The organism is Puniceibacterium confluentis (assembly GCF_007923445.1).
In the GTDB taxonomy this organism is placed as follows: domain Bacteria; phylum Pseudomonadota; class Alphaproteobacteria; order Rhodobacterales; family Rhodobacteraceae; genus Puniceibacterium; species Puniceibacterium confluentis.
This window is the reverse complement of record NZ_VOJI01000008.1, coordinates 94,424-113,612: the sequence shown is the minus strand read 5'-3', so window position 1 is coordinate 113,612 and position 19,189 is coordinate 94,424. Positions and strand designations below refer to the sequence as shown.

Annotated in this window: 17 protein-coding genes; 6 read left to right on the top strand and 11 right to left on the bottom strand. The window is 64.5% G+C overall.

What is annotated here, in order from left to right; all coding sequences use genetic code 11:
* Window positions 1-3 precede the first annotated feature (3 nt).
* From FOY53_RS10920 to FOY53_RS10900, 5 genes are all read right to left on the bottom strand, one after another.
* Complete coding sequence (locus FOY53_RS10920; protein WP_146588683.1) at window positions 4-1,032, bottom strand: 4-hydroxythreonine-4-phosphate dehydrogenase PdxA; 1,029 nt, start codon at window positions 1,030-1,032, stop codon at window positions 4-6.
* The gene (locus tag FOY53_RS10915; RefSeq protein WP_146588681.1) at window positions 1,029-2,309 is read right to left on the bottom strand and encodes a TRAP transporter large permease; all 1,281 of its coding nucleotides are present in this window, start codon (window positions 2,307-2,309) and stop codon (window positions 1,029-1,031) included. Before FOY53_RS10915 ends, FOY53_RS10920 begins: the two co-directional genes overlap by 4 nt.
* Window positions 2,306-2,863, bottom strand: a complete 558-nt coding sequence (locus FOY53_RS10910; protein ID WP_146588679.1) for a TRAP transporter small permease — start codon at window positions 2,861-2,863, stop codon at window positions 2,306-2,308. The genes FOY53_RS10915 and FOY53_RS10910 overlap by 4 nt, the downstream gene beginning before the upstream one ends.
* Window positions 2,864-2,922: 59 nt before the next feature.
* Window positions 2,923-3,906 carry a TRAP transporter substrate-binding protein gene (locus FOY53_RS10905; RefSeq protein WP_146588678.1) on the bottom strand — a complete coding sequence of 328 codons (984 nt, stop codon included), beginning with the start codon at window positions 3,904-3,906 and terminating at the stop codon, window positions 2,923-2,925.
* A 172-nt stretch (window positions 3,907-4,078) separates the two neighbouring features.
* On the bottom strand, window positions 4,079-4,846 hold the full coding sequence (locus tag FOY53_RS10900) for a sulfite exporter TauE/SafE family protein (RefSeq protein WP_246107356.1): 768 nt from the start codon (window positions 4,844-4,846) through the stop codon (window positions 4,079-4,081).
* Between the two features lie 62 nt (window positions 4,847-4,908).
* On the opposite strand from FOY53_RS10900, the gene FOY53_RS10895 reads away from it, so the two are divergent.
* The gene (locus FOY53_RS10895) at window positions 4,909-5,850 is read left to right on the top strand and encodes a LysR family transcriptional regulator (protein WP_146588676.1); all 942 of its coding nucleotides are present in this window, start codon (window positions 4,909-4,911) and stop codon (window positions 5,848-5,850) included.
* Window positions 5,851-5,876: 26 nt separating this feature from the next.
* On the opposite strand, the gene FOY53_RS10890 is transcribed toward FOY53_RS10895, so the two are convergent.
* The 4 genes from FOY53_RS10890 to FOY53_RS10875 all read right to left on the bottom strand — a co-directional run bounded on the left by FOY53_RS10890 (window position 5,877) and on the right by FOY53_RS10875 (window position 12,107).
* A complete protein-coding gene (locus FOY53_RS10890) occupies window positions 5,877-7,559 on the bottom strand; it encodes a thiamine pyrophosphate-binding protein (RefSeq protein WP_146588674.1) in 1,683 nt (560 codons plus the stop codon).
* A gap of 262 nt (window positions 7,560-7,821) precedes the next feature.
* Entirely contained in the window at window positions 7,822-8,922 is a 1,101-nt protein-coding gene (locus FOY53_RS10885; protein ID WP_146588672.1) for a 4-oxalomesaconate tautomerase, read from the bottom strand.
* Window positions 8,923-8,932: 10 nt separating this feature from the next.
* Window positions 8,933-10,945 (bottom strand): tripartite tricarboxylate transporter permease, encoded by a 2,013-nt coding sequence (locus FOY53_RS10880; RefSeq protein ID WP_146588670.1) that lies wholly within the window; start codon window positions 10,943-10,945, stop codon window positions 8,933-8,935.
* A 79-nt stretch (window positions 10,946-11,024) separates the two neighbouring features.
* Window positions 11,025-12,107, bottom strand: coding sequence for a type 2 periplasmic-binding domain-containing protein (locus tag FOY53_RS10875; protein ID WP_146588668.1), 1,083 nt, complete (start codon window positions 12,105-12,107; stop codon window positions 11,025-11,027).
* A gap of 340 nt (window positions 12,108-12,447) precedes the next feature.
* Between FOY53_RS10875 and FOY53_RS10870 the strand changes: the two genes are divergently transcribed.
* The 4 genes from FOY53_RS10870 to FOY53_RS10855 are packed head-to-tail and all read left to right on the top strand — an operon-like array spanning window position 12,448 to window position 16,498.
* Window positions 12,448-13,146, top strand: a complete 699-nt coding sequence (locus FOY53_RS10870; RefSeq protein ID WP_146588666.1) for a GntR family transcriptional regulator — start codon at window positions 12,448-12,450, stop codon at window positions 13,144-13,146.
* A complete protein-coding gene (gene tcuA / locus FOY53_RS10865; protein WP_281289559.1) occupies window positions 13,143-14,552 on the top strand; it encodes an FAD-dependent tricarballylate dehydrogenase TcuA in 1,410 nt (469 codons plus the stop codon). The genes FOY53_RS10870 and tcuA overlap by 4 nt, the downstream gene beginning before the upstream one ends.
* Window positions 14,542-15,654: a tricarballylate utilization 4Fe-4S protein TcuB gene (tcuB, locus tag FOY53_RS10860; RefSeq protein ID WP_146588664.1), complete on the top strand. Its 1,113-nt coding sequence runs from the start codon at window positions 14,542-14,544 to the stop codon at window positions 15,652-15,654. Before tcuA ends, tcuB begins: the two co-directional genes overlap by 11 nt.
* Complete coding sequence (locus tag FOY53_RS10855; protein ID WP_146588662.1) at window positions 15,647-16,498, top strand: isocitrate lyase/PEP mutase family protein; 852 nt, start codon at window positions 15,647-15,649, stop codon at window positions 16,496-16,498. Before tcuB ends, FOY53_RS10855 begins: the two co-directional genes overlap by 8 nt.
* Here the strand turns inward: FOY53_RS10855 and FOY53_RS10850 are convergent.
* A complete protein-coding gene (locus FOY53_RS10850; protein ID WP_146588660.1) occupies window positions 16,488-17,390 on the bottom strand; it encodes an NAD(P)-dependent oxidoreductase in 903 nt (300 codons plus the stop codon). The two genes, FOY53_RS10855 and FOY53_RS10850, sit on opposite strands and share 11 nt — an antisense overlap.
* 199 nt (window positions 17,391-17,589) lie before the next feature.
* Window positions 17,590-18,330: an SDR family NAD(P)-dependent oxidoreductase gene (locus FOY53_RS10845; RefSeq protein WP_146588658.1), complete on the bottom strand. Its 741-nt coding sequence runs from the start codon at window positions 18,328-18,330 to the stop codon at window positions 17,590-17,592.
* Between the two features lie 208 nt (window positions 18,331-18,538).
* On the opposite strand from FOY53_RS10845, the gene FOY53_RS10840 reads away from it, so the two are divergent.
* Window positions 18,539-19,183 carry a GntR family transcriptional regulator gene (locus tag FOY53_RS10840; protein WP_186766575.1) on the top strand — a complete coding sequence of 215 codons (645 nt, stop codon included), beginning with the start codon at window positions 18,539-18,541 and terminating at the stop codon, window positions 19,181-19,183.
* The last annotated feature ends 6 nt before the right edge of the window (window positions 19,184-19,189 follow it).

Genomic DNA, 19,189 nt, shown 5'->3' with positions numbered 1-19,189 from the left:
GGCTCAGTCCAGTTTGCTGATGTTCCGGGCCGCGCGGCGGCGCAGACCCATCGTGCAGGCGATGTTGAAGGCGGCGCGCATCGGGCCGGGGTTGGCGGTGCCCTTGCCGCGGATGTCGAAGGCGGTGCCATGGGCGGGGGTGGTGATCGGCACCGGCAGCCCCCCCTGCACCGTGACGCCTTGCCAGAAGCCGAGCAGCTTGATCGCGATCTGGCCCTGATCGTGATACAGCGTGACCACGGCATCCAGTTCCCGGGCCACCGCCTTGAGGAAAATGGTGTCGGAGGGGTACGGCCCTTCGACCGGCAGGCCGAGCGCCTTGGCGCGTGCAACCGCCGGGGCGATGATGTCGATTTCCTCGGTGCCGAAATTGCCGTTGTCACCGTTGTGCGGATTCAGCCCGCAGACTCCGATGCGGGGGCTGTCGAGCCCGGCCTCGATCAGGGCGGCATGGATCAGGCGCGCCGAGTCGATGATCTTGTCTTCGGTGATCAGATCGGCCACGTCGCGCAGGGCGACATGGCTGGTGACGCGGCTGGTCCACAGACCTTCCATCACATTGATTTCGGAGACGGTGCCAGTGTGCCCCAGCCGGTCGGCGAACCAGTGAAGTTCGTCCGACTGGGTCATCCCGGCCGCGTGCAGCGAACTCTTGTTCAGCGGCGCAAACACCAGCGCATCGGCGTCGCCCCGCGCGACCATGTCCAGCCCGTGCCCGAGGGTTTCAAGGCAGTGAAGCCCGCCCTCGGTGGTTGCCTCCGCCCGTTTCCAGTTGTTGCCGGTACCGCCTAGGCGCAGGAACAGCGGCTTGCCGGGGTTGTCGCTGAGGGCCGCCGCGTCGCACACCTCGTCATAGTCGAAACTGGCTCCGGCGATGGAGAAGCCGTCGCGCAACTCGTCCGGGTCTCCGAGGATCAGCACATCGGCCCTGTCACGTGTCTCGGGCTCGGCCAGCAAGCGCGCCACCAGTTCCGATCCGATCCCGGCCGGATCCCCCAGTGTCAGCACCAGGCGGGGTTTGTCGGCGGTCATTGCATGTACTCCGTCAGGGCGAGGGACACCGACGGCACATAGGTCACCAGAAGCAGGATGAACGTAAGCACGCCGATGAAGGGAAGGTTGGTGCGCGAGGTTTCCCAGATGCCGGATCTGGCGATGGAACACGACGTGATCAGCACCGAGGCAACCGGTGGTGTCTGCTGCCCGATGGCAAGGTTCAGTGTCACGATGATGCCGAAATGTATCGGGTCGATGCCGACGGCAGTGACCAGAGGCATGACGACCGGCACCACAAGGATGATCGCCGCAGCCCCGTGAAGGAACATGCCCAGCACCAGCAGCAGCACGTTCAGCAGCGCCAGAACGATCAGCGGGCTGGTGGTCGTCTGAGTGATCTGGGCCGCCAGTTGCTGCGGCACCTGCGCCTGGGTCAGGAACAGTCCCAGCGCGGCAGAAGCGGCGACGAGCAGCATGACGACCCCGGTCTGGCTGACACCTTCCAGCATGGTGCGGCGCAGCTTGCGCACGTCGAGGTCGCGGTAGATGAACAACCCGATCACAAGGGCCGCCAGAACGGCCAGGCCCGCGCCTTCGGTAGCCGTGACGATGCCGGAAAAGATGCCGCCAAGGATGATGACCGGCATGGTCAGGGCCCAGAAGGCCTCTTTGAAGGTGCGCCAGATGTGGCAGGGATTGAACGCCTCGCCCCGGGGCAGGTCGTAGCGCACGGCCAGAATGTAGGTCACCGCCATGAGCAGGCCGCCCCCCAGCACCCCCGGCACGATGCCGGCGACAAACAGCTTCAGCACCGAGGTTTCGGCAATGGCCCCGTACAGGATCATCGGGATCGACGGCGGGATGATGATTGCCAGCGAAGCCGACGACGAGGTGATCGCCGCCGCAAGGGTGCGCGAATAGCCGCGCCGCTTCATCTCGGGGATCAGCACGGTGCCGGTGGCGGCCACATCCGCCACGGCAGAGCCCGAGATTTCGGCAAAGACCATCGACACCCCGATGTTGACCATGCCAAGTCCGCCACGGACGAACCCGATCAGCGCCGAGACAAAGTTGATCAGCCGGACCGATATGCCCGACGTGTTCATCAGGTTGCCCGCGAGAATGAACAACGGAATGGCGATCAGCGGGAACGAGGTCGCGCCGGTATAGAGCGCGATGGCGGTGTCATAGAGCTGTGCGGTGCCGGTCGTCAGGACAAAGCCGCCGATCGAAACCAGGCCGATGGCCACGGCGATGGGGACGTTGATCAGGATCAGCCCGATCAGCACGAGCGCCGCGACAAGAAGCGTCATGAGCGGTCTGCCTTCATTGCGCGGGTTTCGGCCTCGGCCTCGGCGATGGCCTGTTCGATTTCGGCGTGTTCGCGGTCTATGCCCGACGCGACCTCGCGCAGGGCACGCGGCATGGTCAGGATCGTACCGATGATCATCAGCACAGCGGTGATCGGGATCACCGACTGCACGATATCCAGCGTCATCCAGCGCAGACTGAGCAGGGAGTCATAGGCGGCCACCCGCAGCACGGCATAGCCGAACCAGCCCGTGATCGCGAAATAGGTCAGAACCAGTCCTTCGGAAAACAGCGCCACGGCAATGGCCGCCCGGCGCGGCAGGGCGGATACCAGGCCGGAAAATCCCATGTGCTGACGCAGGAACACTGCGTAGGTCGCGCCGAAATAGGTGAGCCAGGCCAGAAGAACACTGGCGATTTCATCGTACCAGCTGGGCGAGGCTCCGAGGTAACGCATGGTGGTGGCGTAGATCACCGCCCCTGTCAGCGCCAGCAGCAGGGCCAGACAGATGGTTTCGATCAGACGCAGCAGCGTCTTTTCCACAAAAAGGATCATGTAGGGGGTTCCTTGCCTCTGCCGGCCGGAACTGTCCGGCCGGCAGGGATGGTTTCAGTTCAGTCGGCCAGGGCCTGCGCGCGGCTGACAAGCTCGGCACCGCCCGGGACCTGAGCGGCGAATGCCGCGTAGACCGGGGCAGAGGCGGCGACAAAGGCGGCCTTGTCGGCCTCGTTGACTTCGACTCCGGCAGCCCGGACCTTGTCGACAAGCTCGTTGTCCGCCGTTTCGCCTTCGGCCAGCGACCAGTTCTGCACATCGGTGGCCGTGTCGCTCACCGCGGCTTTCACCTCATCGGGCAGTCCGGACCATGTGTCGCTGCCGGTGGTGAGGTATGTCGGCGAATAGACGTGGCCGGTGAGGCTCAGGTATTTCTGCACTTCCTGAAAGTTCGCACCAACGATGTTGGTGAGCGGGTTTTCCTGGCCGTCCATCGTGCCGGTCTGCAATGCGACAAAGACCTCGGAAAAGGACATCGGTGTCGGGTTGGCGCCCCATTCCTTGAACATCGCAACGCGCCATTCGGACGACGGCGTGCGGATCTTCAGCCCGTCGAGATCGGCAGGGGTGTTGATCGGGCGGGCATTGTTGGTGATCTGGCGAAAGCCGTTTTCCCAGGTCGACAGCACATGCAGGCCCTGATCCTCGGCCAGGGGGGCCAGATCGGTCATCACGATGTCGGCGTCGATTGCCTTGAGGTGCGCGCGGTCCTTGACCAGGAACGGCATGTCGAACAGCGCGAATTCCGGGGCCACATTGGTCATGATCGACGAAATCAGCGTGAACTGGACCGTGCCCAGCCGCAGCTTCTGCATCAGTTCCTTTTCATCGCCCAGCTGGCCGTCCGCATAGAAATCGACGGTATGTGCCGCGCCGAGTTTTGATTGCAGTTCTTCGGCGAACTTCTGGGCACTGCGACCCTGAAGACTGTTGGACGCCGCCCCGACGGCGACGATATAGGTGTCCGCCAAAGCCGGACCCGCGCTAAAAAAAGCGGTGCCGATGAGCAGGCTTGCGGCCAGGCTCTTGGTCAATCGTTTCATGAATTTTCCTCCTCCAGGTGGTGCGGTCGCCAGGTGTTCGACGGCGGATCGCGCCTGTGAAAGAGCTATGCGAGATGCTTTCCTGAGCCAAATAGAAAGGCATGATCCATTGATAACCAATTGCTATCGGATACGCGGATTTCTTGCCAATACCATGATCGAAGCAGCCGCGTCAGCCGCCGGTCAGAAGCTGGCGCACTCCGGCATAGATCAGGCGGACCGACAGCAGCACCAGCACGACGTCGAGTGCGCGCTTGAAGCGGCGGTCGTCGATCCGGTTCAGCAGGGTCTTTCCGACGATGGTGCCGCAGAAGCCGGCGACGATCATCGCGGCGACAAAGGCCCACCAGTCGGCATAGGCGAACCCCAGAAGCCCAAAGGCAATAGTCTTGACCCCGTGCTGCACGGTCATGAGGGTGGCATGTGTGGCCACATGGGCATGGCGCAGCAGCGCCTGCGATTTGGTGAAGGTGGCGACAAACAGGCCCGTCGCACCAAAGAACATGGTCAGAAAGCTGGACACCGCGCCGACCAGAATCGGCCAGTCCCGCAACCCGCGCGGCGGCCGGGCAAACACCGACCAGATGACAAACGAGCCGACGCCGATCTGCACCCATTCCGGCGGCAGGTTGACCACCATCGCGCCGCCCGCCGCCGCGCCGATGACGGATCCCAGGGTAAAGGCGGGCAGGGCGGGCCAGAATATATGCCGGAAAGTCACCAACGCGCGGCCAAGGTTGGATCCGATCTGGATCACGCCGTGGGTGGGTATCAACGCGGTCGGGGGCACCAGTGTTGCCATCACCGCCAGCAGCACCCCGCCGCCGCCGATCCCGAAGGCCACCGTGATCAGCGATCCTGCAAAGCTGGTGGCGATGAGGATTGCAAAGACCAGTTCCGACATGCCTTCCGGCAAGAGGATCTGCGGAATGTTCATCATGCGCTTGCCCCCGCCGGTGTGGCGGTTAGCTTGGCCCGCGTTGACCTGACGGAGTGGCCCCGATGCGTGTGGATTATCTTGGCCTCGAAGCCTTTGTGGCGATTGCGGATTTCGGATCGTTCCATCGCGCCGCCGAAGCGCTGAGCCTGTCCCAGGCGGCGCTGAGCCACAGGGTGCGCAAGATCGAAGAGGATCTCGGCGCGCCGTTGTTCACCCGGTCGAGCCGGGAAGTGTCGCTGACCCAGACCGGGCAGGGGCTGCTGCCCGAAGCGCGCCGTCTGCTGAAGGCGCTGCAGGACACCTATGAATCCGCGCGGGCCGGTGCGCAGCGGCAGGCGCGGCGTCTGGCATTCGCCTGTCTGCCGTCGATTGCCAATTCGGTCCTGCCACAGGTGCTGATGGACATGTCCGAACAGCACCCCCAGATCGCCTTCGAATTGCTCGACATCCCGGTTGCGGGCATCTCCGGGGCGGTCCGCAGCGGGGCGGCGGAATTCGGGCTGACCATTGTGTCGGCCGAATTGTCGGACCTGCGGCTGCGACCGCTGGTGGACGAGGAATACAAGCTGTTCGTGCATTGCGACGAACCGCTTGCCTCGCGCGAGTCGGTGACCATGGCCGATGTCCAGGGCCTGCGGCTGGCGCGCATCCGGTCGCAGTCCAAGAATCGCGAACTGCTGGACGTGGCGTTCGGCGAGATGCGCGACCGCATCGTCTGGCAGTTCGAGGTGCAGAACGCGACGATGGCGATGCGCCTTGCGGCCAAGCGCGCCGCCATGACGATCCTGCCGGAAAGCGCCATCGTCATGGCCCCCGCGGTGCTGGTCGCCGTGCCGATTGTCGGGGTCCGCCTGCAACGCACGCTGGGCGTCGTGTCGCGGCGCGGGGTTCCGCTGAGCGACAATGCCGCAGAGCTTCTGGCCCGGATCGAAGCCGAAATGCTGGAGAATTTCCGCGCCCATGTCGCCTTTGGTGCTGACCGGATGTTGCGCCCGAGGGAATGATGCCGTCTGCTGGCGCAGTCGCAGGATCAAATCAGCCCATCCAGATTGACCGGACGTTCCGTGCCGCGATGTCCGTGTGGATGGGCCCGCCGGATCACCGGAGAAACGACACGGTCCGAGATCTGGAAATCCCAGACTGCCGCGCCTCCGGTTTCCCGGAACCCGGCCAGCAGCGTCGGCAGGGTCGCAAGGTCATTGATGCGCTGCCCCCCGATCCCGAACCCACGTGCGATCGCGGCAAGATCCGTGCGGCCGAAGACGGCGCCGGCAACCGACAGGCCCTCGTCGCGCAGCTTGTGGATTTCCGAGCCATAGGCGCCATCGTTGAGCACGCAGATCAGGATGTTCAAACCGTGCCGCCGGATGGTCTCGAGTTCCTGGATGTGCATCAAAAGCGAGCCGTCCCCGTCGAACAGGACCACCGTGTCACCCGGCCGTGCAGCCGCCACACCCATCGCATAGGAGATGCCGTTGCCGATGGCGCCGAACTCGCGGATTGTGAGGAACCGCGCGAAGGGCCGGTTCATATGCGCAAAGAAAAACGAACAGTGGCCCGAGGAATTGACCATCTGCCAGTCCTGCGGCAGCAGGGCATCCAGTGCCGCAACCACGTCCCGGGGGTCGAGAACCTCGGGCTCGGCCGCGAAGTCTGCGGTGTCCGGGATTGCCTGGGCGATGGCATCGGCGAGGCGCGGGCTGCGCCACCCGGACTGGGGCGCAAGCATGTCGCACAATGCCTCGACACTGAGTTTCGCATCGCCGCGCAGGTGCAGGTCGGCACTGACAGCCCCCTGGCTGACCGCGCGGGGGGCGGTGTCGATCTGGAGGATCCCGGCCTTGGGGAACAGCTTGCCCTTGTCGAGGGTGTGTTGCGTCAGCCTGCAACCGACGGCGATCACCAGGTCGGCGTCTGCGAACAAAGCCCGTGCAAGGGTCGAGGAGAATCCGCCGGCAATGCCGAGCGAAAACGGATCGCCGTGGAACAGTCCGCGGGCCGGAAGGGTCGTCGCCAACAGCGCGCCGGTCTGCAGCGCCAGTGCCCGGCAGGCCTCTGCCGCGCCGGACACCGCCGCGCCAAGACCGCCCATGACGACGATCCGTCGTGCCCTGCGGATACGGTCCGCGACGGCGGCAAGATCTGCCGGATTGGGCGGCGTCGGCGCAGGCTGCGGCAGGATCGACGCGGCGTTCGGCGGCAATATGGCCGGAGAGTCCTGAAGGGTGTTCTGCAGGTCCATCGGCACGCCCAGCACCACCGGGCGGCGCTGCTCGATCGCCGCGACAAAGGCGTCTCGGATCTCGGTTGTCATGTGGGGGATGTGGTGCAGCCGTCTGTAAGTCGCGCCGGTCGCAGTGATGAACGGCGCCTGCTCCAATTCCTGATTGTACCATGCGGCGCCCAACGGCGATTCCCCGGCAAAGACCACCAGCGGGATTCCAGCCCGCACCGCCGCAGGAAGCGCCGTCAGCACCTGAGTGAGGCCCGGGCCGCAGGTCACGGTGGCGACCCCGACCTTGCCGGATTTGCGGGCATAGGCAGTGGCTGCTGCCACGGCGCAGTGTTCGTGGCGCACGTAGACCATCCGCACTCCGCGATCCGCCAGCGCAGTGGCCCAGTTCATGTTGGCATCACCCATAAGGGCAAAGCAGGCCTCGACGCCTTCGGCGACAAAGCTGTCTGCGAGGGTTTCAAACAGGTGTTGGGTCATGGGCTGAGGGTCCTTCGAGACAGGCGGTTCCCCGCAGGGGGTGTCGGACGTCGGTGCGTTTCAGTGCGGCATCGGCCGTCCGAGGTCGGCAGCGACACCTGGGCCTATGTGTGGCACGCAAAGCCCGCTCTCCGGCAGGACGGCAGACCCCTTCGCAAACCCGATGTTGCCGTGTTGCTGGCAGGGGCAGACGGGGCGCACGCCCCCAAGATACCTGTCGGCCGACGGCTTCAGCCTCTGCGAATGCATGGCAAAGCACGTCTCACGTCCCGCCATCCCAGACCGATGCCGGAATCATCACATCGCCCCGCGCCAATAGCCGCGCCGTGCGTACCAGACCGGCCGAACGGATCTCGATGCTGTCACCCTGTCGGACAAAATCCACCAGCACCTCGAAAGTGCCAGCCGCATGTTCGATGGCGACGGTCACCGGCGACGCGGTGTCGGTCAGCCCGTCGGTCAGCCCGTCCGCGACGGTGCCTGGCAAGATGGCACAGGCCGCGATGCATTGCGCGCCGGTGACGGCCATCGACGGATGGCACGACCAGGGCATGAAGTAGCGTGCAGTCACCGATCCGCCGTTTCGTGGCTGTGCAAGTAGGGTGATCTTGGGAGTCACGGATTTGCTCACATCGCCCAGTCCCATAAGCGCGCCGGCTTGCAGACGGATCGGCTCGGCCCGCTCGTAAAAGGCACGGTTCTCGTCCAGCTCGGCCTGGGTCTCATAGCCGGTCAGGCCAAAATCCTCGGCGCGGGCCAGCATGACCGGCATGGCGACGTCCATGCAGGTCACCTCGACGCCGCCGATCACATCGCGCAGGTTGCCGGTGGGCAAAAGCGCATTGGTGACGGACCCCACTGTTTCCATGAACCCCAACCGGATCGGCGCGGCGGTGCCCGGAACGCCGGCAATGGCGAAATCACCATCATACCGCACGACTCCACCGGGGGTCTGGACCACGGCTTCGACCACGGCCCCGGTGTTTACCGCATGGATGCGCACGGTGGTTTCCCCGTCCTGTGCCGGCAACAGGCCCATCTCGATCGCGGCCGGCGCGACCCCGACCAGCATGTTGCCACAGGTCGGACGGAAATCCACTTCGCGCTTTTCCACGGCGACCTGAGCAAAGAAATAGTCGATGTCGCAATCGTCGCGGGCCGAGAGGCTCAGCATGGCCACCTTGGTCGTGACGGCGTTCCCGCCACCGATCCCGTCGATGTTGAGCGCATGCCCCGCGCCGACGGCCGCCATCAGAACCTCCGACAGGACGTCGCGATCAGCCGGCAGGTCGGAGCGGCGGAAGAAGGGTCCGCGCGACGTGCCGCCCCGGACAAGGAGATAGGGAATAGCAGTCTGGGTCATGGAAGCGTGCTCATGTAAAGGGCCAGGGAAGGTCAAAGTACGCCTGCAGCAACCCCGGTGGGAAATCGCGCCCGAGGATGTTGGCGAGGAACAGGATGAAGGCGAGACCGAAAGCCGACGACAACAGTGTGCGCCGCCACCCGAACCGGCCGCGAAGCCGGAAAAAGGCGACGAGAAAGACCGTCAGGGCCAGGATGAGACCGACGGTAAACGTCATCACCACCAGCCCGATGAACCAGCCCAGCGTGCTCCAGAGTCCGTGCGGCGCCTGACCCTCTCCGCCCGCTTCGAGATCGATGTAGACATCGTCCGTGGCGGGATTGGTCGCCATCCGGACCAGCAGAACGATGCCGCTGATCAGGGAGACGATACCGATTGTCAGCGGAAAGACCTGGTCTTGCAGCCGCTTGATGCCAAACGCATCCCAGGTCGAGACCGCGAGGTAGAGCACGGCGCAACCCAGAAACAGTGCCGGAGCGAGCTTGCCCGCGGTCGGGGCTTCGATGTTTTCCCGGATGTTCTTGGACGCCTTGATCCCGACCACGACGGATACGACTGTCAGGATCAACAGGCCGATGGTGATGGGGGACAGAATGTAATCCCAGCCGGCTTCTGCCGAGCGGCGGAACCGGGAACCGGCAATCTGGTAGGCCTGGTTGACGAAAACCTCGGTCTGGTTGCTGAGAACGAACCCGATCAGAAAGGCCGGGCGCGAGTAGTCGAAGCGGCGCAGGAAAATACCGAGCGCGCCGATGCCGACGAGGGCTGCCAGATCCAGCGCCGATTGCCGCGACTGAAAGGCGGCAAAGGCGATGATCATGAACAGGTAGGGGGCCAGGACCGTAAAGCGGATCGTCGTCAGCTTGGCGATCCATTTCGACAGGACGATACACAGCCCGGCGCCAAAGACGTTGGCGAGCGCCAGAGACCACACGATCGTATATGTGACATCCAGATTGTTGCGCACCATCTGCGGGCCCGGCGTCATGTTGAGCAGAGCGAGACCACCCAGAAAGATTGCCATCGACCCCGACCCCGGGATGCCGAAAATCAGGGTTGGCACCAGGCCACCGCCCTCTTTCGCGTTGTTGGAGCTTTCGGGTGCGATCACGCCGCGGATGTCGCCCTGACCGAACATCGACTTGTCCTTGGCAGTCTGCACCGCCGAGCCGTAGGCAAGCCAGTCCACAACCGATCCGCCGAGGCCGGGGATCACTCCGACCAGCACGCCGATGACGGCGCAGCGCATGGACAGCCAGCGGTGCTGCCACCAGTCACGCAGGCCCTGGGTCCAGCCGTCGCCGAGCGCGCCACCTTCGGCAATGGCCCGGTCCTGGCGCAGCAGCGAGACGATTTCCGGCACCGCGTACATGCCAAGACCGACGATGACCAGCTGGAAGCCGTCCACGAGATAGGGCAGATCGTAACTCGACATGCGGAGGCTGCCGCCCGCAGGCGCGGCGCCGATCGTCCCGAACATCAGGCCGAGACCCGCCGCGATCACGCCTTTCAGCGGTATCCGCCCGGCCAGGATCGCTACCATCGACAGACCCAATACCGTGATCATCAGCATTTCAGGCAGGCCGAAGGCCAGGATCAGGGGGCGGGCGATAAGGATGAAGAAGGTGAGCACCACCGCGCCGAACAGCCCGCCGAACAACGACGAGATGAAGGCCGCCGACAAGGCCCGTGCGGCATGCCCCTGTTTGGAGAGGGGAAACCCGTCCAGCACGGTCGCCTGACTCGCCGAAGACCCGGGGATGCCCATGAGGACTGACGAAAACGTATCGGATGTGGGTATGACGGCGATCAGCCCCACCATCAGCGCCAGACCGGCGACCGGCTCGATCCCGTAGAGAAAGGGCATCACCAGCGCGAGTCCGGCAATCCCGCCCAGTCCGGGCAGCACACCGATGGAAAGCCCCAGCAGGACTCCCCCCAATAGGTACATGAGCTGCACTGGTTGGAAAATGAGCGAGAGCGCCTTGCCCAGTTCCGGCAAGGCCTGCAAAAATACGTCCACGTCGGGCTCCGTCGGCTGGAAACTGCGAAACTGCCCTGTCCGGACGAGCCGGACAGGGCTTTTCAGGGGTCGCCGCGGATTACTCCATGGTGACGCCGTAGTCCGCCTTCAGCCAGTTGAGCACATATTGCTTGGCCTCCGGAGAGATCGAGGTGGCCTGTTTGGTGGCCTCGATTGCGGACGCGCCAACCATTTGAGGATAGGCGCCCAGCACTTCGTTGGCGTCGTCCTTGAACCCTTCGGCACTCACCACGGCGCGCAGCGCTTCGGTGTACATGTCCACCACCTCTTGCGAGGCCGAAGACGGCAGGAAGATTGTCTTCTGGTTGGCAAAGCCCGCGACGAAAAAGGCCTTGTAGGCGTCCCAGGCGACACCTTCGGTTTCACAGCCGTCAGTCGCTTCGCAGACTTCCTTGAACGACGGCATGTCGGGGAAGGTCGGGTCGCGCACGATGGCACCGCTGTCATCCAGCGCGCCCCAGGAAAAGATCGGCACGGCCTGGCCGCTGTCGACCAGCGGCTGCACGTTGGCGATGTACGCCGACGAGGTCTGGTAGTCGATGTTGGCTTCGCCGCGTTCGAACATCAGGCGGCCATCGCCGCGTCCCTCGACGCCGAAAACCGGGTCCACCTGCAATCCCAGCATCTTGAACGCCAGCAGCGGCACCAGATCGAGTGTCGTCGCGCCCTGGCTGCCGTAGAGGTAGAATTCTTCCTTGAGGTCGTCCATGTCGCCATCGAACTTGGCGCCCAGATCCGGCGGCAGATAGACAACGCCGCCGGTGGCGGAAGCCAGCACCGGCTTCCAGTCCGCATATTCATACCGAACGCGGGGGTCGCCCAGCAGATAAGGGAACTTGGTCGAGCCGGAGTCGCCAAAGATTGTCAGGCCGTCGCCCTGGTCCTGCTCGCCCTGGAACCAGTTCGCGCCCTCGGTCGATCCGGCGCCGGGGCGGAACTTGACCACCACCGTCGGGTTTCCGGGAAGAGCCGCAGTCAGCCGGGGCGCAAAAAAGGCGGCCCATTTTGCGGATCCGCCCGATTCTGAGAAGGGGATCGTATATTCGACGGTCTTGCCCTCGAGCGACTGTGCAACCGCGGTCTGGCCGGTGGCGGCGATCATGCATGCGACAACGGTCGCGGTGATGGAATAGCGTTTCATGGTATCCTCCCTTTTAACAGCCGGTGCGACCCGTGCGGGCCGTCTGTGGCAGGGCCGTTGCTCGGCCTCACAGCGACAGTGTCAGCCTGTTCGTCATAAATCAAATTCATTTAAGTAAAGCCTCTATTCTAGAAATGAATGAGTTCGCGTCCGGATCCACAGGCCACCATCCGGCTCAATAACCCCGGTGCTCACCGGTGTTGTGCATCCAAGGGCCCAGGACCGGTTTCGGGTGTTCTGACAGGGTGTGCGTCACAGGTTTTCCGACCCGTCTCTCGGCGACCGCGTGCCGAAATTGGCGAATTGACAGGTGTGTATCCGGATGTATACATCTGGATACATGAAAAGAGCCAAATCGTTTGAAAACCACGACGTCGACACCCCGGGGCGGGCCCTGCAGGGGCAGAATGCTTACGAACGGTTGTTCGACGAAATCAGTTCGGGTTCGCTGCGCCCCGGCACCCGTCTGACAGAGACCGAAATCGCCGCGCGTCTGGCGATCAGCCGCACCCCGGTCCGCGAGGCGATCCGGCGGCTCGAAGCGGACGGTCTCGTCGTCCACCAGCCGCGCACCGGGGCCGTGGTGCGCAGTCTCGATTATCCCGAAATCATGGAGCTGTATGAAATGCGCACCGTGCTGGAAGGCACGGCGGCGCGGCTCGCGGCGCGGGCGGCCTCGCCGGTCGAGCTGGAGGAATTGCGCGCCATCAACCAGGAGATGGCCGCCGCGACCGACGACAGCGCAGCGCTGGTGCGGCTCAACCGGCAGTTTCACACCCGGTTGCTGGATGCGGCGCGCAACCGGTTCCTGCTGAAATCCATGGCGTCGGTGAAAATGACCCTGATGATCCTCGGCCCGTCGAGCATGGAAGCGCCGGAGCGGGCCCGGCAGGCGTTGCAGGAACACAGCACGCTGCTGGATGCGCTGGTCGCGCGCGACGGGGCGGCAGCGGAAACCGCGATGCGGGACCATATGGAACATGCGCAACTGACGCGTCTGCGCATGTTGCGCCAGTCGGATACCGGAGACAGGCCATGACCCTGATGGATCCAGGCCAGCTGAGCGCGGGCGTCTGGGACGTGGTGATCGCGGGGGGGGGCAATGCCGCGCTATGCGCTGCGATCGAGGCGGCCGAAACCGGTGCCAAGGTGCTGATCCTCGAAGGGGCCCCCAAGGTCTATCGCGGCGGAAATTCACGTCATACGCGGAATTTCCGCTGCATGCATCACGGTGCTCTTGGGCCGCTGGTGGACACCTATGACGAAGAGGAATTCTGGCAGGACCTGCTGCGCGTCACCAAGGGCGAGACGGACGAGACCCTGGCCCGCCATGCGATCCGCACCTCCGAGCAGTGTCTGCCGTGGATGCAGAGCCACGGCGTCCGGTTCCAGCCCTCACTGGCGGGGACGCTGTCGCTTGACCGGACCAACGCGTTCTTTCTTGGCGGGGGCAAGGCGCTGGTCAATGCCTATTACCTCACGGCCGAAGATCTGGGCGTCACTGTCGCATACGACGCGCAGGTCAGACATGTCGCAATCGCGGACCGTCGCGCGACGCATCTGGACGTTGAACTGGGAGGCGAAATCCACACTGTCCGGGGCCGCGCCTTTGTACTCGCCTCGGGTGGGTTCCAGTCGGATCTAGACTGGCTGGCGCGGGCCTGGGGACCATCGGCCAGAAATTTCCTGATCCGCGGAACACCCTATAATCGCGGGGTCGTGCTCAGGGACATGGTGGACCAGGGGGCCATGACGGTCGGGGATCCGACCCAGTGTCACGCCGTTGCCATCGACGGACGGGCGCCGAAATTCGACGGCGGAATCGTCACGCGGCTGGATTGCGTGCCGTTCTCCATCGTGGTGAACAAGCACAGCCAGCGGTTTTATGACGAGGGCGAGGATGTCTGGCCCAAACGCTACGCCATCTGGGGGCGACTGGTGGCGGCGCAGCCCGATCAGGTTGCCTATTCAATCATCGACAACCGCGCGATTGATCTCTTTATGCCGTCCGTCTATCCGCCGATCAGCGCCGACACCATCGAAGGACTGGCGCAAAAGCTGGGACTGTCGGAAACCGCGCTGGCCGGGACGGTCCGGGCCTTCAACGCGGCCTGCCGTCCCGGCAATTTTCACCCGCAACAGCTTGACGGCGTGGCGACCGACGGCCTCGACCCGCCCAAGACCAACTGGGCGCGGCCGGTCAGCGAACCGCCGTTTTACGCCTATTCGCTGCGCCCCGGCGTGACCTTCACCTATCTGGGTCTGAAGGTCGATAAGAGCGCCCGCGCCACCGGCCCCGACGGGCCTTATGACAATATCTGGAGTGCGGGGGAAATGATGGCAGGATCCATCTTGGGGCAGGGTTATCTGGCCGGGTTCGGCATGACCATCGGGACGGTGTTCGGCCGCATCGCAGGACAGGAGGCCGCCGCCCATGTCGCTTGACGTGACCTTGCAGACCGACCCCGGAATCCTCTCGAGCGATCCGGTCGAAGAAGCCCGCCGTCAGATCGAGATATGCAATGCCTGCCGTTATTGCGAAGGATTCTGTTCGGTATTCCCGGCGATCACCCGCGACAAGGTGTTTGCCGATGGCGATATCACGCAGCTGGCGAACCTGTGCCACAACTGCCGGGGTTGCTACTATGCCTGTCAGTATACCGCGCCGCATGAATTCGATCTCAACCTGCCCCGGGCGCTGGCCGCTGCCCGCGCGGACAGCTGGGAACGCTTTGCCTGGCCGGACGGGTTGGCGCGCACCTTTCAGACCAGAGGCAAGGCGCTGGCGGCTGCTCTGGTCCTCGGAACCGCGCTGATGTTTGCCGCCATCGCGGCGTTGCCGGGCGGGGGCACGGGATTTTACGCGTGGCTCGGCCATGGCGCACTGGTCGCGATCTTTTTGCCTGCCTTCGTGCTGCCGCTGGCGGTCATCTGCGTCGGATTGCGACGGTATTGGACCGAAGTTGGCGGCCTGCGGGTGAACTGGGCCGATCTGAAATGCGCGGCGGTGTCGGCCGGGCGGCTGAAGAACCTGTCCGGTGGGCAGGGTCAGGGCTGCAATTTCGAGAAGGAAGAGCGGTTTTCCGACGCCCGCCGCCATATGCACCAGGCGGTGATGTACGGATTTCTGCTGTGCTTTGCCGCGACCGCTTCCGGGACGGTCCTGCACTACGTTTTCGACATGCAGGCACCCTACGGTTTCTGGTCGGCGCCAAAACTGCTGGGGGTGCCGGGCGGCATCCTGCTGAGCATCGGCAGCGCGGGAATGCTGATGTTGCGCCGAAAGGCAGACCCGGAACTGGGCACGCCCGGTCGCGGATCGGGCGAACGCGGATTCATCTGGTTGCTGGGCTTTGCCGGGCTGTCCGGGCTGCTGCTGTATGCTGCCCAGGACAGTTGGCTGACCGGTCCGCTGCTGGCGCTGCACCTTGGCGGGGTGCTCGCCCTTTTTCTGCTGACGCCCTATTCCAAGATGGCGCACGGGTTTTATCGCTTTGCCGCCCTGGTCCGCGACGCGCAGGATCAGAGGACGCGCGGCCATGTCTGAGCGGCTGTCCACCAGCGAGTCCCGGACCCGCCTGCGGGCGATTCTTGCGGGAAACGCCTGCGTGCGCCCCGCGTCGGTCTACGATGCGCTGACAGCCCGTGCCGCCGCACGGCTGGGTTTTCCGTTGGGGATGCTGGGCGGATCCGTCGCGGCGCTGGCGGTGCTGGGTGCGCCGGATCACGCGCTGTTGTCGCTGGAGGAATTCGTCGGCCTGTGCCGCCGGATCTGCCGTGCCGGGGCGCTGCCACTGTTGGTCGATGCGGACCACGGTTTCGGAACGGCGCTGCATGCGATGCGCACGGTGGAAGACCTGGAAGCGGCGGGCGTCGCCGGAATGACGCTTGAGGATACGCTTTTGCCCCGCCCCTATGGCAAGCCAGTCACCACCCTGACCACGCAGGGAGAAATGGTGGCCCGGCTCGAAGCAGCGCTGTCGGCGCGTGCCGATCCCTCCTTTGTGATTGTCGCCCGCACCGATGCGCGGCGGCAGGACGCGGCCAGTCTGGTGGCGCGGGCGCGGGCCTTTGGCGGGGCCGGGGCCGACGCGCTGTTCATCACCGGCGCGCGGGATCCGGACCTGATTGTCCGGGCGCAGCAGGCGGCGCAACTGCCGCTGATTGTACCGAAACCACAGGGCGCCCTGGCCGAGGTGGATCTGGCAGCGCTTGGCGTGCGCATCTGCCTGACACCGCACCGCACATTGCCCGCTGCGACCGGCGCGGCCTGGGACAGCCTGGCGCAGACGCCGGGCGCCAATGGTGCAGACCGGCCAGACGACCTGATGGCCGACTTGAGCGAGGCGGCGCGCTATGACGCGCTGATCGCGCGCTACCTCACCGAGTGAGCGGCGGAAGACGCGACAGGATCAGATCGGCCCGCGCATAGAGGTCATCCGCGCCGGGTTCCGTGCCAAGATCCGAGATCAGCTCCTGCCAGACGGCGGTGGCGGCGGCCATGCGGCCCCCCAGGCCCAGTTCGTCAACAGTAAGGGCCACCTCTTTCATCTCTGCGGCGCGGCGGGCGCCGTGCACCATCATGCGTTCAAGATTGTAAGCGCCGCGCGCGCGCCACCGGATGTCGGGGTCCGAGGCTTCGAGCGAGCCGATCACCTCCTCTTCGACGCCCGCCCGTCGGGCGGCGAGGAAACATTCCGCCGTCAGCGCTTCCATTCCCTTGACCATCACCGACCGCAGCATCTTGATGGACGAGGCGCGCCCGACCTCTGCACCGGCATGGTTCGGCCGCATGTCCAGCGCCCCGAGGGTCGCACAAGCGGCCTCGGAATGCGGTCCGGCGATCAGCAGCGGCACATGGTGCCGTTTGGGATAGACCGGAGACATCACCGCGACATCGACATAACGCCCCCCCGCCGCCTCGATCAGCTGCGCCGCCCGGCGTTTGGTTCCCGGGGCGCAGGAATTGCAGTCGAACCACAACGTTCCCGGAGCAATCAACGGTGCGCCGGCCTGCGCCGCTGCCAGCGCCTGGTCGGCGGTCACGACACAGAACACCGCCACGACCCTGCGAAGCGCCGACGCCAGGCTGGTCTGACCGGCGACACCGTGCTCGGCGCAGCGGTCGATCAGCGCCTGCCGGGTCGCGGGTGTTTCCATCTTGATGTCATAAGCGCGCAGGTCGGTTGGCCGCGCATCACCCCAGCCACTGGCCAGGGCCGAGCCCGCCTCGCCAAAACCCACAAAGGCCACACGATCGGGCCGATTGCTGCGTTCGGTCATTCCGTCCTCCGTCCTGATGGTGAATGACTGTCCGGGGCCCGCGCCTGATTCCAGACATAATAGTATGACCTTATGCGCCGCGCCGATGTTCTGAACTGCGCGGCGGTCCCTTGGCGCTGGATACGGGCGCGGGAGGAGTCTTGGCGCCGGTGAATACCGTCGTGTCCGGCTGCGACCGGGCAGCCGCCTTGCGCACACATCAGGTCGTCTGGCCACCATTCACCGCGATCATCTGGCCGGTGACAAAGCGCGCCGACGGCGACGCCAGAAAACCGACCATCGCCGCGATGTCCTCGGACGTGCCCATGAACCCGGTCGGAATCGCTGCCGCCCGGGCGGGGTCGTCCTCGGTCTCGCTGTCTTTGCGGATCTGACCGGGTGAGACAGTGTTGACAGTGATCCCTTTCGGCGCGAACTCGGTCGACAGGGCCTTTGTCAGGCCCCAGACCGCGTGTTTGGCTGCCGAGATCGGCGCGCCTTCAAAGTAGCCGTTGATTGCCTTCATGCCGGCAAAGTTGATGATCCGTCCCCAGCCACGGTCCACCATCCCCGGAAGAAACGCCCGGCAGGTGAGAAACGCGGCGGTCAAGGCAGGGTCGATGACAGCGTGCCAGTCTTCTTCGGACATGTCGAGGAACGGCTTGTGCGGCCTGCGCGAGGCATTGTTGACGACGATATCAACCGTGCCAAATCTGCTCAGGGCGGCCTTGGCCATGTCTGCGACCGCCGCCGATCGGCCGACATCACCCATCGTCACCAGCGCCTGAGCGCCAGCCCGGCTGACCAGGTCCGCCGTTTCGCGGGCCGCGTTTTCGTCCGCCGAGCCGTTGACGACAATATTGCACCCGAGCTTTGCAAGATGGACCGCGACTCCGCGCCCGATATTGGCCCCAGAACCTGAAACAAAGGCGGTTTTCCCGGAGAGAACCAGATCTGTCATTCGAATGAGGCCCTTTTTATTATGTGATATCAGCTAAATAGCGTGACTTCTTCCCCAGGTCGGATGGTATGGACGCGCCTGCATCTGCCTGGACCTTTCCAACATCCGCAGTCCGGTCTGGATTGTCAATCAGCAGAATAATGTTGACATTATGTAGTTTTGAACGCGTCATGGCACTATGGAAGCCGACCAGGACATGCGTAAACCGATGCAGAAGCTACGGCAGAGATCGTTGGTACTGGAAGTGCGGGACGCGCTCGAAGGTATGATCCTGCGTGGCGAGGTGCCCGCGGGCGAGCGCCTGAACGAAATCAACCTTGCGGAACAACTCGGCGTCAGCCGCGGCCCCGTCCGCGAGGCTGCCCGTTCGCTCGAGCGTGAGGGATTGGTCAAGACCGTGACCAATCAGGGGGTCTATGTACGCAAGCTGTCGCTGGAAGATGCGCTGGAGTTGTACGACCTGCGGGCGGGGATTGCCGGCTATCTTTGCACGCGGGCGGCGGAAAGCGCGACCCCCGAGGACAAGAGCGATCTGCGCGCCTTTGTGGACCGGATGGACGCGGCTGTGCGCGACGGCGACGAAGAGCGTTATTTCGAACTGAACCTTGCCTTTCACGACCGCGTCGCCACGGCGTCGGGCGCAACCCGTGCGAAGGATCTTTATACCTCGCTTGGCAAGGAAGTGCGGCTGATGCGGTTGCGGGTCCTGACCGGAGGCGCGTCGCTGGCGTTGTCCAACTCCGAACATGACCGCATCGTCAGGGCAATTGAGATTGGCGACAAGGAGGCCGCCGGCAAGGTGGGCGCACAGCATCACATAAATGGAAAACTTCGGTTGCTTGAGACGCTCTGAACCATC